Origin of the sequence: Streptosporangium heterodermiicola (assembly GCF_051390675.1) — a bacterium.
Taxonomy (GTDB): domain Bacteria; phylum Actinomycetota; class Actinomycetes; order Streptosporangiales; family Streptosporangiaceae; genus Streptosporangium.
In genome coordinates, this window is sequence record NZ_JBPJSR010000013.1 from 228273 (window position 1) to 242888 (window position 14616).

The following is a 14616-nucleotide window of genomic DNA, read 5'->3' on the forward strand; positions in this document are numbered from 1 at the left end:
GGTGACGGCGTGCCGGACACGCTCAATGTGTTGATACTGGGCGGCACCGACGAGGCCAGGCGGCTGGCCGCCGCGCTCGCCGGGCGCGCGGGGACGCGCGTGGTGTCCTCGCTGGCGGGCCGGGTGCGCGACCCGAAACTGCCGGTGGGGGAGGTACGCGAGGGCGGTTTCGGCGGTCCCGGCGGGCTCGCGGCGTGGCTGGCGGAGCACGATGTCCACGTCGTCGTGGACGCCACGCACCCGTTCGCGGCCAGGATGACGGCCTCGGCGGTCGAGGCGGCGCGCCGGACCGGCCTGCCGCTGCTGATCCTGCGGCGGCCCGGCTGGAGGGAGGCTCCCGGCGACGACTGGCGCTGGGTGCCCTCCCTGGAGGCCGCCGCCGGGCTGCTGCCCTCGCTGGGGGAGCGGGTGTTCCTCACCACGGGACGCCGCAGCCTGCCGGTCTTCGCCGGTCTCGACGGCCAGTGGTTCCTGGCCCGCTCGGTCGACAGGCCGGGGCCGCTCGTCCCGCGACGCCTGGAGGTGCTGCTCAGCCGGGGGCCGTTCACGGTGGACGGCGAGCTGGCCCTGATGCGCGAGCACCGGGTGGAGGTGCTGGTCACCAAGGACAGCGGCGGTGAGATGACCACCGCGAAGCTGCTCGCCGCCCGCGAGCTCGGGCTGCCGGTCGTGATCGTGCGCCGCCCGCCCCCGCCGGAGGGGGTGACCTCGGTGGAGACCGTCGAGGCCGCGCTCGCCTGGCTGGAGACCGCGACCGGCCCCGGCCCCGCGTGACGGGACCGGCCTCGGGTTCCGTGGGTTCCGGCCTCCGGGTGACGGGACCGGCCTTGGGCTCAGTGGGTTCCGGGTGAGACGGGACCGGCGCTGAGCCCCGCGTGACGGCCCCGGGGTGCGTCAGCGGGCGCGTGCCGACGGCGTGGAGATCTCCCAGAAATCGGCGTAGCGGCCACCTCGGCGCAGCAGGTCGTCGTGGCCGCCCTCCTCCACGATCCGGCCGCCGTCCAGGAAGACGACGCGGTCGGCGCGCTGGACGGTCCGCATCCGGTGCGCCACCGTCACCACCGTCCGGCCCGACATCAGGCGCTCGATGCCCTCGTGGACGGCCGTCTCGTTCGGCGGGTCCAGGGCGGAGGTCACCTCGTCCAGCAGCACGATGGGCGCGTCCTTCAGCAGCGCCCGCGCGATCGAGACCCGCTGGCGCTCACCGCCCGACAGCAGCGCGCCGCCCTCGCCGACGTTCGTCGCCCACCCGCCGGGCAGGCGCCCGATCACCTCGTCCAGCCGCGCCGCGGTCGCCGCCGCCCGTACCTCGGCCTCGGCGGCGCCGGGGCGGCCGAGACGCACGTTGTCCTCGATCGTGCCGTCGAAGAGGTAGACGTCCTGGAAGACGATGGCGATCCGCGCCATCAGCGCCTCGGCACGGATCGCGCGCACGTCCACACCTCCCACGCGCACCGCGCCCTCGTCCACGTCGTGGAAGCGCGCGAGCAGCTGCAGCAGCGTGCTCTTGCCCGCGCCCGAAGGCCCGACGACGGCGAGCCGCTGTCCCGCGGGCACGGACAGCGACAGGTCGTCGATCACCGTGCGGCCGCCCTGCCGGAAGGTGACGGACGCGAACTCCAGGTCGTGGCGTACCGGCTCGATCGGTTCGCGAGCCTGCGGCAGCGGCTCGGTGCGCAACACGGCGTCGAGTCTCGCCAGCTCGAAACGCGCGCCGCGCAGCCTGCCGCCGAGGTCCGACAGCGACAGCAGCGGGTCGGCGCAGCGGGCTGCGAGCACCAGGATCGCCAGGACCTCCGCCACGCCGACGATCCCGCCGAGCGCGAGGTAGGCGCCCAGGGTCAGCAGCGCGGTGAACATCGCCTGCACCGTGAGCGTCAGGCCCAGCACGCCGGGCAGCGCCGACAGCGTGGAACGGCGGGACGCGCGCCGCAGCCCGGACAGCGCGTCGTCGAGCGCCCGGAAGTGCTCGGCGGTCCGGCCTCCGGCGCGCAGCACCGGCTGGGCCTGGAGATACTCGATGACCCTCCCGGTGGCCTCGTCGCCCCGTTCGGCGCGCTCCACGTCCCCGGCGGCCGTCGAGCGTCCCGTCCAGACCTGGATCGCCGCCACGACCGGTACGGCGGCCAGCGCGGCCAGCCCCATGTGCCGGTCGAAGGCGAGCATCACGACCACGATCGTCAGCGGGGTCACGCAGGCGGAGATGAGCGGTGCCATCAGGTGCGCTGCCACGCCCATCGCCTGCAGAACGCCTTCGCCCGCCAGGACCGACACCTCCCCGACGCGAGGGGCGGTGAACCAGCCGAGGGGCAGCCGGGCCAGGTGGTCGCCGAAGCGGTGGTACACGCCGCGCAACAACGCGGTCCCGACGCGGAAACCGGACAGGTCGCTGCGGTAGCGCAGCACCGCGTAGGCCGCGACCGCGGCCCCGAACGCGACCAGCCAGGGCCGGGCGTCCGCGGGCCCGCCGCCGAACAGTGCCCGCAGCACCGGAACCATGAGCGCGTAGGACAGGCCTTCGGCCATCGCGGTCACCGTCATCAGGGCCACGGTGCGGCGCATCGGCCGGGCGTACTCGGGTCCCAGCAGCCGCAGCAGCGTTCGGATCATCGGGGCTCGTCTCCTCGCGGTGCGATGGCGGGGGTTTCGGCCTCGTCGGCGATCGCCGACGGGTGGGTCGATGGATGGGTCGATGGATGAGCCGACGGGTGAGCTGATGGGTGGGCCGACGGGTGAGCTGGCGGGTGGGCCGATGGGTGGGCTCGCCAGAACGCGGCGAACCTTCCGTTCCGTGCCAGCAGCTCGGCGGGCCCGCCACGCTCGACGATCGCGCCGTCCTCCAGGACCACGACGGTGTCGGCGTCGGCGATCGTCTCCAGGCGGTGGGCGATGACCAGGACCGTCCGGTCGCCCGCCGCCGTCGCCAGGGCGCCGCGTACCGCCTGTTCGGTGCGCGGGTCGGCGAAGGCGGTCGCCTCGTCGAGCACCAGGACGGGCGCGGCGGCGAGCAGCGCGCGGGCGATCGAGATCCGCTGCGCCTCTCCGCCCGACAGCTTGACGTCCTCGCCGATCACCGACTCGTACCCGCGCGGCAGTTCGAGAATCCGGTCGTGGACGTTCGCCAGCCGGGCGGCGCGGACCACGTCGTCGAGGTCGGCGTGAGGCACCGCCAGCGCGATGTTGTCCGCGACCGACGCGCGCAGCAGGCGGACGTCCTGGAAGACGAAGGAGACCGTCCGGTGGAGTTCCCGGCCGCCGAGCTCGCGGAGATCGACGCCGCCCAGGAGGACCGAGCCGTGGGTCGGGTCGAAGAAGCGCGGCAACAGCTGGACCAGCGTGGACTTCCCGCTTCCCGACGGTCCCACGATCGCGGTGACCGTCCCCGGTTCGAGCACCAGGTCGATCCCGCGCAGCACCTCGTGACCGGCCTCGTAACCGAACCGGACGTCACGCAGCTCCACCCGGTGCCCTCGTGGTACGACCGGGTGGGCGGGCTCCGGTAGTGACGGCACCGCGAGCACGTCCCGGATCCGGCCCATCGCGCGCCGGGCGGCCTGCAGGTCGTCGAAGCCGTGGCCGAGAGCCGCCACGGGAGCGGTCAGCCCCAGTCCCAGCAGCAGGAAGGGGAGCAGATCCGCCGGGGTCAGGGAACCGGCCGTGATCAGCGTCGTACCGCCGGTCAGCACGACCAGCAGCACGAACGGCGGCGACAGCGCCAGCGCCATCCCCGCGGCGATCCCGGAGATGCCGAACACCCAGCGGGAGAAGGTGCCGGCGAACTCGTCCGTGGCCGTGAGGAACTCGCGGTGGGCGCGCTCGCCCCCGCCGAACGCCTTCACGACCGCGATGCCCTGTACGAACTCGACGGCCGCGTTCGAGATCCGTCCCATCGCCCCGTCGAGCGCCTCCTGCTCGCGCAGGCGGCCCGGGGTCATCATCAGCGGGACCAATGCCACCGCCAGCGCCACCGGGATCATCGTGATCAGCGTGAGCCGCCAGTCGACGGTGAACAGGTAGACCAGCGACACCAGCGGCACCACGAACGCGGAGACGAGCTCGCCGGGGGCGTGGGCGATGAGCGGGTGCACGGCGCCCACGTCCCGCCCCACCACCTTCGCCAGCTCGCCGGTCCGGCGCCGGGAGAGCCAGCCGATCGGTACCCGCCCCAGCCGTGCGGCCAGCCGACGGCGGAGCGACAGCTGCACCCGGTCGTCGAGAACATGCCCGATTCCGGACGAGGCGGCGGTGAACAGCAGCCGGACGAACAGGGCGGCCGCCCCCGCGATCACGACGCCCCGGACATGGTCGTGATCGGCCGGGCCGGGGGACAGCAGGGTACGGCCCAGTTCGACGACCGCCAGCAGCGGCGCCAGCCCCGCGACGGCGCCGACGATCTGCAGGACGGCGACGGCGGCGAGACCCCGTCGATAGGGCCGCAGCAGCCCCGCCGGGCCCTGGTCCGCCGCGTGGTCGGCGTCCGGTGGCGGTGCTGGCCGCTCCCTCGCCTCGGCGACGTCGGTGGCGCTCATCGCTCTCCCGTCTTCGTCAATCTCGTCGTGACCAGGCACACGGCCGGGTACACGGCCGGGCCGATGGTGAGTGCCGGCGATGGACGCCGGTGGTGGATGGGGCCGGTCTCACTCGGCCAGGGCGCGGCGCAGGGCCGCGGCGAGCTCGGCGATCTGCCGCTGCGACACCTCGGCGGACAGGATCGCCTGCGACCCGTGGAAGGTGCCGGGCCACTGGTGCAGCTCGACCGACACGCCCGCCTCCAGCAGGCGCAGCGCGTAGCTGATGTCCTCGTCACGGTTCGGGCAGAGCTCCGCGGTGGCGATGTAGGCGGGCGGCAGCCCGGACAGGTCGGTGGCCCGCGCCGGGGCCGCGTACGGCGAGGCGGGCGTGGAGCCCAGGTAGTGCCGCCACGCCGCGGTGACCTTGTCGCGGTTCATCCAGGGTGTGTCGGTGAAGTGCCGCGCCGACCACGTCTCCTGCCGGTCGTCGAGGCTGGGCTGGTTGAGCAGCTGGAAGCGGATCCGCGGCCCTCGCCGGTCACGTGCCCGCAGCGCCGTCGCGGCCGCGATCCCCGCTCCGGCGCTGTGACCTCCGACCGCGATCCGCTCCGGGTCGACGCCGAGCTCGGCCGCGTGCCCGGCCGCCCAGGCCAGCACGGCGTAGGCGTCGTCCAGGGCGGCCGGGAACGGGTGCTCGGGGGCGAGGCGGTAGCCCACCGAGATCACCGTCACGCCGGAGGCGTCCGCGAGCCGGGTGGCCCACGGGTGCTCGGTGTCCAGGTCGCCCATGACGAATCCGCCGCCGTGCGACCAGATGACGGCGCCCCGCGCCCGGTGCGGGCGGTAGATCCGCACCGCCACGTCCGGGTCGGCGGGCACCGTACGGTCCTCGATCTCCATGTCCGCGATGTCGGGCACCGGTATCGCGGTGGCCAGCTCGGCGAAGCTCTTGCGCTCGATGACCGGGTCGACCAGGTCTGCCTTGGGGAACAACGGGATGAATGCTTCCAGCTCTGGGTCCATAACCGTGATCCTCGCAAGGTGCATCCCGGGGATCATCCGCCACTCGTCGGGCATTACACCCCTGCCGCGCGACGATCGCCGCATATCCTTCCGGCATGGAGGCATTGGCCGCACGGCTGTCGCAGCTGGACGCGGAGGCCGGGGGAGCGCTCCGCGTCGTGATGTTCTACGACACGCTGATGCGCAGGCGGGTGGATCTTCCGGCGCTCGCGCGGGCCTCGGCGGGCCTGGCCGAGTGCGTGGCCGGGATCCGGCTGCACGGCACGGGGCGGGTGATCCGCATGTCGTCCGGCGGCGGGGAGGCGTCCGCCCCGGCGCTCACCGCGTCCACCACGACGCCGATCACGCTCGACGGCGAGGAGGTCGGCACGGTGTGGCTGGAACGCCCAGGACCGCCGGGCCCGCTCGACGAGCTGCTGCTGGACCGGCTCGCCATCGCCGCCACGGCGGTCGTCGAGAGGTACGGCCCGGCCCGCACCACCATGGCCGACCCCGCGCTCGTCGAGCTGGTGATCAGCTCAGACAGCGACGAGGCGGCCAGGGCACGGGCCCTGCGGCTCCTGGGCTTCGCCGCCGACCTGCCGATCCGCGTCATCGCCGTACGGTCGCGGCGCCCGCTCGACCAGGTCGGCGGCCTGGTCTGCCCGACCCGCCCGGTGAAGGCGGCACCGCTCGCCGGCGTGGGCGTCATCCTGGCCACCACCATGGACCCGTCCCGGTTCCCGGCGGGCGTGCGCGCGGGCATCGGCTCCGCGGAGAGCCCCGACCGATCCTGGCGGGAGGCCCGCACCGCCCTCCGCTTCACCACCCCGCGCCGGCCGGTCGTCCACCACGACGACCTGGGCGTGCTGGCGCTGCTCGCACAGGTGCCGGAGGCCGTCGCGCGGGACAACGCCGACGTGGCCGCGATCGCCCGGCTGGCCGGCAACCCGGAGGACCTGGACACCCTGGACGCCTACTGCGCCACCGGTTCCCTGCGCCGGGCCGCCGACCTCCTCCACCTGCACCACAGCAGCGTCTCCCGCCGGCTCGAACAGATCGGCAAGGCCCTGGGCGTCGAACTCACCGAGCCCGCCGGGCTGGTACGGGCCGGACTCGCCCTCACCACCTGGCGGCTCCTCGACGACTGAGGCCCGAACGACGAGGCTCGTGGGCGAGTGGCGGTCGACACGTGGAACGCGCGCCGCGCCGCCGTGCTCGCGCACCCGGCCGGATCGGCCCCCCGACGACCGTGCCGCGCCGGCCCGGCCCGGCGCGTCACGCGGGGTAGCGGCGGGGGGTGAACACCACCCGGCTGCCGTCACCGCGCTCGGCCACCCGCGTGGTGGACGAGCCCACCAGCAGCAGGCAGCGCATGTCGACTACGCCGGGGTCCAGGTCGCCGAGGGTGGTGACGGTCATGCTCTCCCGGGACCCGCCGACGTCGCGGCCGACGACCACGGGGGTCTCCGGCGCCCGGTGCTCCAGCAGCAGGTCCCGCGCGGCGGCCACCTGCCAGGTACGGCTCTTCGACGCCGGGTTGTAGATCGCCAGGACGAGGTCGGCCTTGGCCGCGGCGCTGATCCGCCCGGCGACCACCTCCCAGGGCTTGAGCAGGTCCGACAGCGACAGCACGCAGTAGTCGTGGCCGAGGGGGGCGCCGGCCCTGCTCGCCACCGCGTGCGCCGCGGTCAGGCCGGGCAGCACTCGTACCGGCACGTCCGCGAACCTCGGCTCGCACGCCACCTCCAGCACCGCGCTGGCCATCGCGAACACCCCCGGGTCGCCCGAGGACACCACGGCCACCCTCGATCCGGCCGCGGCCAGCTCCAGCGCGTGCGCGGCCCGTTCGGCCTCCACCCGGTTGTCGGTGGGGTGGCGGCGCTGGCGCGGGTTGGGCGGGACGCGGTCCAGGTAGGGGCCGTACCCGACGAGCTCGTCGACACCGGCCAGCGCCTCCTGCGCCTCCGGTGTCAGCCACGGCCGCCCGGCGGGGCCGAGCCCCACCACGACCACCTCGCCGCGCGCCCTCACCTCGCCCGCGCTCCCGGTCCCGGCGGCTGGCGCGGGGCCCGCCGCGTTGACGGGGCTCGGGATCAGCGCCAGCGAGAAGTACGGGACGCTCGCGGGGTCGACCTCGGCGAGCGGGGCCAGCCGCTGCTGCCCGGTGGTGGCGCGCTCGACGTACCACGCCTCGCCGAGCCGCCCGGCCTCGGCCAGCGCGTCACGGACCTTGGTGAACGTACGGCCGAGTTTCAGCACCGCCGCCGAGTCGGTGGACGCCAGGCGCTCGGCGAGCACCTCGGCCGGGAGCGTTCCCGGCAGTACGGTCAGGACCTCGTCCCGCTCGACCAGCGGCCGCCCCAGGACCGCCGAGGCGCCGCTCACCGACGTCACGCCCGGCACGACCTCGGTGACGTAGCGGTGCGACAGGCGCTTGTGCATGTGCATGTACGAGCCGTAGAAGAGCGGGTCCCCCTCGCACAGCACCACCACGTCACGCCCGGCGTCCAGGTGGGCCGCCAGCCGCACCGCGCAGGCGGCGTAGAAGTCGTCGATCGCCCCCTGGTAGCCGCCGGGGTGGTCGGTGGTCTCGGTGGTGAGCGGGTAGATGAGGGCCTCCTCGACCTGGCCCTCCCGCAGGTAGGGGGCGGCCACCGAGCGGGCGATGCTCCGGCCGTGGCGGGCGCTGTGGAAGGCGATCACGTCCGCCTCGCCGATCAGGCGGGCGGCCTTGACGGTCACCAGTTCGGGGTCGCCGGGCCCGAGTCCCACGCCCCACAGCCGTCCGGTCACGTCGTCACTCATTCTTCCTCACTCGCCATCGCGTTGACCGCTGCGGCGGTCATCGCGCTTCCGCCCCGCCGTCCGTTCACGACCAGGTACTCCAGGTTCGCCGGGTGCTCGGCGAGGGCCTGCTTGGACTCGGCGGCGCCGATGAAGCCGACCGGGACGCCGAGCACGGCGGCCGGGCGGCCCGCGCCCTCCTCGACCATCTCCAGCAGCCGGAACAGCGCGGTCGGCGCGTTGCCGATCGCGACCACCGAGCCCTGGAGCCTGTCGCGCCACAGCTCCAGCGCGGCGGCGCTGCGGGTGGTGCCCAGTTCCGCGGCGAGTTCCGGCACCCGGGGGTCGCCGAGGGTGCAGACCACCTCGTTGCCCGCGGGCAGGCGCCGCCGGGTCACTCCGGAGGCGACCATCATGGCGTCGCAGAGCACCGGGGCGCCCGCGCGGAGCGCCTCGCGCGCCGAGGCCACGACACCGGGTGACCAGCGCAGATCGCTCACCAGGTCGACCATCCCGCAGGCGTGGATCATGCGGACCGCGACCCGGGCGACGTCGGCGGGCAGGCCGGACAGGTCGGCCTCCGCGCGGATGGTGGCGAAGGAGCGGCGGTAGATCTCCGCGCCGTCGCGGACGTAGTCGATCACAGTTCCCCTCTGGCGGCCGCCAGCGCGGCCGCGGTCTCCTCGATGCCGGAACAGGTCAGGCCGGTGCCGTCCAGCTCCAGGCGGTAGCCGTCACCGGTGGCGACCACATCCGCGACCCGCCCCCTCGGACGGCCGCAGCGCCTGCCGCACCCCGCCCAGTGCACGGGGAGCGTATCGGTGCCCGCCCCTCTCCCGGACGGCGGGGCCGTGCCGACGGTTATCGCGGTCGCCGCGTCGGCCTGGACGTCGGCCAGGGACTTGGCGCAGCCGGGGCGGCCGGTGCAGGCCGTCACACCGATCCACGGAGAGGCGGGATCGACGACGAGCCCGGCGGCCTCCAGGCGGGCGGCCGTGCCCGCGACCTCGGCGCGGTCCAGGCCGGGCAGGACCACGCCACGCCACGGCGTGAGCCGGATCTCCCCGCCCGAGGCGGCGTCCGCGAGCAGCAGTGCCGTCGCGGAGGTCAGCCGTCCCAGTGGGATCGCCACCCCGAGCGCGACCCGCGCGACCTCGTCGCCGATGTCGTCCCCGATGTCGTCGCCGTTCCCGTCTCCGATGCCATCTCCGGTGCCGCTCTCGATGTCGTTCCTGACGCCGCCCCCGGTGTCGCTTCGGGTGCCGCTTCCCGGGCCCGCCTCGCCTCCGGCACCGGTTTCGCTCCCTGTCCCGTTCGTGCTCCCGATGACGCCGACCGGTCCGAGGGGTACGACCCGCAGCCTTACCGGGTCGAAGGGCGTCGTACCGGGGAGGTCGAGGGCGGTTCGCACGCGAGCGGCGATCAGGGAGGGGCCGCCGGGGAGTTCGGCGATCCGCCAGGCGGTGACGTCCCGGGTGGCCAGCTCGTCGAGGAACGCCTCGGCGGCGGCGAGCAGGGCGGTCACGGCTCCGTCCAGCGGGACGCGCAGGCCGGTGTCGGTCCCGGCGAGGATCAGCGCGGCCTCGTCCGGCCCCGTGGGCAGGATCCCGGCGTCCGCGCCCAGACCGGCCACGTCTCCCCGGCCGTCGTCGAGGGCGAACATGAACCGCCCCGGCAGGGCGGCGAGGGCGGGGCTGGCGCACAGCCGCCGGTCCAGCTCACCGATCAGCGGTGTGACGTCGACGACCCCGCCGCCTTCCGGATGACCTGAACGGCTTGAACGACCTGGATGGCCTGGCTGGCCTGGATGGCTTGAACGGTCCGGGTGGTCCGGAGCGTCCATGCCACTTGGCCCGTTCAGGCCGTTCAGGTCGCTCGGTCCGCTCGGTCCGCTCGGTCTGTTCAGCCGGGCCGGTCCGTCCAGTCCGGTCAGCGGGGAGGCGAGGATGTTGCGGATCCGCTCGTGCGTCGCCGAGGGCAGCAGGCCCGCCCTCGCCATCCGCGCGGCGAACCCGTTCCCCGTATCGCTCTCCGTATCGCTTCCCGCGTCGCCGTCCGGATCCTCCGGGCCGAGGCCGCGTACCTGGACGTTCGCCCGGGAGGTCAGCTCGATGACGCCGCCGCCGTACGTCGACGCGGCCTCGGCGAGTTCGCGCAGCTGGGAGGGGGTGAGACGGCCGCCGGGCACGCGGACGCGGGCCAGGCCGCCGTCCGCGGCGGCATGGACCTGGAGCGCCCCGGGGCACGCGTCGAGTCGTGATCGTCCGGAAAAGTCGGCAATGGACACTCGAAGGATGTTAACGCCAGTTTCTTGCAACGAACCGGACTGCCGTAGTGTCATCGGTGGCGACGGCAAAGGGAGGAAGCCGGTGTGATTCCGGCGCGGTCCCGCCACTGTAACCGGGGAGCGAACCCCACCCGGGCCACTGTCCGACGACGGGCGGGAAGGCCGGGGTGAGCACCGATCCGGGAGCCAGGAGACTCCAGCCGTCGCGGCCGACGACGACCCGGGGCGAGGACCCCGAGGGAGGAAGCTCCGTGCGCTCTTCGCCGTTCCCCCGCGACACCGTGACATCGCCGTTCCCCCGCCACGCCGTGGCGTCCCTGGGCCGTACCGCCCTGCCTCTCCTGGAGTGTGGCGCGTGATCCTCCTGCTCTCGACCTCTGACACCGACCTGCTGAGCGCCCGCGCGAGCGGCGCCGACTACCGGCTCGGCAACCCCGCCAGGCTCGCCGCAGCCGACCTCCCGCCGCTGCTGGAGGGCGCCGACCTGGTCGTGGTACGCCTGCTGGGCGGGCGCCGCGCCTGGGAGGAGGGGCTGGACGCCCTGCTCGCCGGTCCCCGGCCCGTCGTCGTGCTCGGCGGCGAGCAGGCGCCCGACGCCGAGCTGATGGAGCTGTCCACCGTGCCCGGCGGGGTCTGCGCCGAGGCGCACGCCTACCTCGCCCACGGCGGCCCGGCCAACCTGACCGAGCTGCACCACTTCCTGTCCGACACGCTGCTGCTCACCGGCCACGGGTTCGCCGCGCCCGAGCCCACCCCCGCGTGGGGGACGCTGGAGCGCGAGGCGCGCGACCAGGACGGGCCCGTCGTCGGGGTGCTCTACTACCGGGCCCACCACGTGGCCGGAAACACGGCCTTCGTCGAGGCGCTCTGCTCGGCGATCGAGGACGCGGGCGCGCGGGCCCTGCCGGTGTACTGCGCCTCCCTGCGCACCGCCGAGCCCGGCCTGGTGGAGGTCCTGCGTACGGTGGACGCCCTGGTGGTGACCGTGCTCGCCGCGGGCGGCACCCGCCCGGCGACCGCGTCGGCGGGCGGGGACGACGAGGCCTGGGACGTCGGCGCGCTCGCCGAGCTGGACGTGCCGATCCTGCAGGGCCTGTGCCTGACGAGCAGCCGGGCCTCCTGGGAGGAGAACGACGACGGCCTGTCCCCGCTGGACGCCGCCACCCAGGTCGCGATCCCCGAGTTCGACGGGCGGATCATCACGGTGCCGTTCTCCTTCAAGGAGATCGACGAGGACGGGCTCACCGTCTACGTGGCCGACCCCGAGCGGGCCTCGCGGGTGGCGGGCATCGCGGTGCGGCACGCCGCGCTGCGGCACATCCCGCCCGCCGAGCGGCGGCTGGTGCTGATGCTGTCGGCCTACCCCACCAAGCACGCCCGCATCGGCAACGCCGTCGGCCTGGACACCCCGGCCAGCCTGGTGCGGCTGCTGGCCGCGCTGCGCGAGCGCGGGTACGACATCGGCGCCGAGGACGAGCTGCCCGGGGTGACCGGGCAGGACGGCGACGCGCTCATCCACGCGCTGATCGCCGCGGGCGGGCAGGACCAGGACTGGCTCACCGAGGAGCAGCTCGCCGGGAACCCGGTGCGCATCGCGGCGAGCCGGTACGCCGAGTGGTACGCCACCCTCCCCGCGGACCTGCGCGCCCGGATGGAGGAGCACTGGGGCCCGGCACCCGGCGAGCTGTTCGTGGACAGGTCGCGCGACCCGGAGGGCGAGATCGTGCTGGCCGCGCTGCGCTCCGGCAACGTGGTGGTCATGGTGCAGCCGCCGCGCGGCTTCGGCGAGAACCCCATCGCGATCTACCACGACCCCGACCTGCCGCCCAGCCACCACTACCTGGCCGCCTACCGCTGGCTGGCCGACGGCTTCGGCGCCCACGCCGTGGTCCACGTGGGCAAGCACGGCAACCTGGAGTGGCTGCCCGGCAAGTCGGCGGGCCTGTCGGCCTCCTGCGGCCCGGACGCCGCGCTCGGCGACCTGCCGCTGATCTACCCGTTCCTCGTCAACGACCCCGGTGAGGGCACCCAGGCCAAGCGCCGCGCGCACGCCACCCTGGTCGACCACCTCGTCCCGCCGATGGCCCGCGCCGACAGCTACGGGGACATGGCCAGGCTGGAGCAGCTCCTCGACGAGCACGCCTCCATCGCGGCGATGGACCCGGCCAAGCTGCCCGCGATCCGCGCCCAGATCTGGACGCTCATCCAGGCCGCCAGGCTCGACCACGACCTCGGCGTCGCCGACCGCCCGCACGACGCCGAGTTCGACGACTTCCTGCTGCACATCGACGGCTGGCTGTGCGAGGTCAAGGACGTCCAGATCCGCGACGGCCTGCACGTACTGGGAGCCGCTCCCGAGGGGCAGCCGCGCGTCGACCTGGTGCTGGCCATGCTCCGCGCCCGGCAGATGTGGGCGGGCAGCGAGGCGCTCGTCGGGCTGCGCGAGGCCCTCGGCCTGGCCGAGGACGGCAGCGCGGGACGGATCGGCGTCGACGAGGCCGAGACCCTGGCCCGTGCCCTGGTCGAGGCCATGGAACTGCGCGGCTGGGATCCGTCGGCGGCGGGGGAGGTGACCGCCGAGATCCTGGGCCGTACGGCCGCCTCAGCCGGTACAGGCGCGCCCGGCGCGGATCTCGGGACGGTGGAGCGGATCCTGCGGTTCGCCGCCGTCGAGGTCGTGCCCCGGCTGGCGCGTACCACCGACGAGATCGACGCGATCCTGCACGCCCTCGACGGCGGTTACGTCCCGGCCGGGCCGAGCGGGTCGCCGCTGCGCGGGCTGATCAACGTGCTCCCCACCGGCCGCAACTTCTACTCGGTCGACCCCAAGGCCGTGCCGAGCAGGCTGGCGTGGGAGACGGGCCAGGCGATGGCCGACTCCCTGCTGGAGCGCTACCGCGCCGACACCGGAGACTGGCCGCGCTCGGTCGGGCTGTCGGTCTGGGGGACCAGCGCCATGCGTACCGCGGGGGACGACGTCGCCGAGGTGCTGGCGCTGCTCGGCGTTCGGCCGGTCTGGGACGAGGCCTCGCGCCGCGTCACCGGCCTGGAGCCCATCCCCGCCGCCGAGCTGGGCCGCCCGCGCGTGGACGTCACCGTCAGGATCAGCGGCTTCTTCCGCGACGCCTTCCCGCACGTCGTGGCGATGCTGGACGACGCCGTACGGCTCGCGGCCGGGCTGGAGGAGCCCGAGGAGCTCAACTACGTGCGGGCGCACGTGCTCGCCGACCACGCCGGGCACGGCGACGAGCGCAGGGCCACCATGCGGATCTTCGGCTCCCGGCCGGGCGCCTACGGGGCCGGGCTGCTGCCGCTCATCGACAGCCGCAACTGGCGCGACGACGCCGACCTGGCCGAGGTGTACGCGGTCTGGGGCGGCTTCGCCTACGGCCGGGGCGTCGACGGCGTCCCCGCCAGGCAGGACATGGAGACGGCCTACCGCAGGATCGCCGTGGCGGCCAAGAACGTCGACACCCGCGAGCACGACATCGCCGACTCCGACGACTACTTCCAGTACCACGGCGGCATGATCGCCACCGTCCGGGCGCTCACCGGCAAGGCCCCGGCCGCCTACATCGGCGACAGCACCAGGCCGGACGCGGTCCGCACCAGGACGCTCTCCGAGGAGACGTCCAGGATCTTCCGCGCCAGGGTGGTCAACCCCCGCTGGCTGGCCGCGATGCGCAGGCACGGCTACAAGGGCGCCTTCGAGCTGGCCGCCACCGTCGACTACCTGTTCGGCTACGACGCCACCACCGGTGTCGTCGCCGACTGGATGTACGACAAGCTGGCCGCGACCTACGTACTGGACCCGGAGAACCAGGCGTTCATGGCCAAGTCCAACCCGTGGGCGCTGCACGGGATCGCCGAGCGGTTGCTGGAGGCGGCCAACCGGGGCATGTGGGAGCACCCCGACCCCGCCATCCTGCGCGACCTCCAGGAGGTCTACCTCAAGTCCGAGGGAGACCTGGAGGACGGCGCCTGACCCACGGCCTCACCGGCTCCCCGGACACGGACCGGCTCCCCCGG

General features: G+C 74.4%; 9 protein-coding genes and 1 riboswitch. Of the genes, 3 read left to right on the forward strand and 6 right to left on the reverse strand.

Annotated features, from left to right (window positions below):
- Window positions 1-9: 9 nt before the first annotated feature.
- Entirely contained in the window at window positions 10-774 is a 765-nt protein-coding gene (locus ACSC1Q_RS27255) for a cobalt-precorrin-6A reductase (protein WP_436761530.1), read from the forward strand.
- 120 nt (window positions 775-894) lie between these two features.
- Here the strand turns inward: ACSC1Q_RS27255 and ACSC1Q_RS27260 are convergent, their stop codons facing one another.
- The 3 genes from ACSC1Q_RS27260 to ACSC1Q_RS27270 form a co-directional block, all read right to left on the reverse strand.
- Window positions 895-2610 (reverse strand): ABC transporter ATP-binding protein, encoded by a 1716-nt coding sequence (locus ACSC1Q_RS27260; RefSeq protein ID WP_436761531.1) that lies wholly within the window; start codon window positions 2608-2610, stop codon window positions 895-897.
- Complete coding sequence (locus ACSC1Q_RS27265; protein ID WP_436761532.1) at window positions 2607-4529, reverse strand: ABC transporter ATP-binding protein; 1923 nt, start codon at window positions 4527-4529, stop codon at window positions 2607-2609. The genes ACSC1Q_RS27260 and ACSC1Q_RS27265 overlap by 4 nt, the downstream gene beginning before the upstream one ends.
- A 108-nt stretch (window positions 4530-4637) precedes the next feature.
- Window positions 4638-5534 carry an alpha/beta hydrolase gene (locus ACSC1Q_RS27270; protein ID WP_436761533.1) on the reverse strand — a complete coding sequence of 299 codons (897 nt, stop codon included), beginning with the start codon at window positions 5532-5534 and terminating at the stop codon, window positions 4638-4640.
- 95 nt (window positions 5535-5629) lie between these two features.
- Between ACSC1Q_RS27270 and ACSC1Q_RS27275 the strand changes: the two genes are divergently transcribed.
- Window positions 5630-6664: a PucR family transcriptional regulator gene (locus ACSC1Q_RS27275; protein ID WP_436761534.1), complete on the forward strand. Its 1035-nt coding sequence runs from the start codon at window positions 5630-5632 to the stop codon at window positions 6662-6664.
- Between the two features lie 127 nt (window positions 6665-6791).
- Here the strand turns inward: ACSC1Q_RS27275 and ACSC1Q_RS27280 are convergent, their stop codons facing one another.
- Genes ACSC1Q_RS27280 through ACSC1Q_RS27290 form a run of 3 tightly spaced genes read right to left on the reverse strand, consistent with a single transcriptional unit; the run spans window position 6792 to window position 10587 of the window.
- A complete protein-coding gene (locus tag ACSC1Q_RS27280) occupies window positions 6792-8321 on the reverse strand; it encodes a precorrin-2 C(20)-methyltransferase (RefSeq protein ID WP_436761535.1) in 1530 nt (509 codons plus the stop codon).
- Window positions 8318-8944, reverse strand: a complete 627-nt coding sequence (locus ACSC1Q_RS27285; protein ID WP_350976211.1) for a precorrin-8X methylmutase — start codon at window positions 8942-8944, stop codon at window positions 8318-8320. The genes ACSC1Q_RS27280 and ACSC1Q_RS27285 overlap by 4 nt, the downstream gene beginning before the upstream one ends.
- On the reverse strand, window positions 8941-10587 hold the full coding sequence (locus tag ACSC1Q_RS27290) for a ferredoxin-like domain-containing protein (protein ID WP_436761536.1): 1647 nt from the start codon (window positions 10585-10587) through the stop codon (window positions 8941-8943). The genes ACSC1Q_RS27285 and ACSC1Q_RS27290 overlap by 4 nt, the downstream gene beginning before the upstream one ends.
- Window positions 10588-10633: 46 nt before the next feature.
- A riboswitch (cobalamin riboswitch) is annotated at window positions 10634-10806 on the forward strand.
- Window positions 10807-10942: 136 nt separating this feature from the next.
- Here ACSC1Q_RS27290 and cobN point away from each other — a divergent pair.
- Window positions 10943-14572, forward strand: coding sequence for a cobaltochelatase subunit CobN (cobN, locus tag ACSC1Q_RS27295; protein ID WP_436761537.1), 3630 nt, complete (start codon window positions 10943-10945; stop codon window positions 14570-14572).
- The last annotated feature ends 44 nt before the right edge of the window (window positions 14573-14616 follow it).

What these genes read in the sequence shown, in the direction of transcription:
- ACSC1Q_RS27260 (WP_436761531.1), bottom strand. Translation starts at nt 2,610, where the DNA reads ATGATCCGAACGCTGCTGCGGCTGCTGGGACCCGAGTACGCCCGGCCG.
- ACSC1Q_RS27265 (WP_436761532.1), bottom strand. Translation starts at nt 4,529, where the DNA reads ATGAGCGCCACCGACGTCGCCGAGGCGAGGGAGCGGCCAGCACCGCCA.
- ACSC1Q_RS27270 (WP_436761533.1), bottom strand. Translation starts at nt 5,534, where the DNA reads ATGGACCCAGAGCTGGAAGCATTCATCCCGTTGTTCCCCAAGGCAGAC.
- ACSC1Q_RS27275 (WP_436761534.1), top strand. Translation starts at nt 5,630, where the DNA reads ATGGAGGCATTGGCCGCACGGCTGTCGCAGCTGGACGCGGAGGCCGGG.
- ACSC1Q_RS27280 (WP_436761535.1), bottom strand. Translation starts at nt 8,321, where the DNA reads ATGAGTGACGACGTGACCGGACGGCTGTGGGGCGTGGGACTCGGGCCC.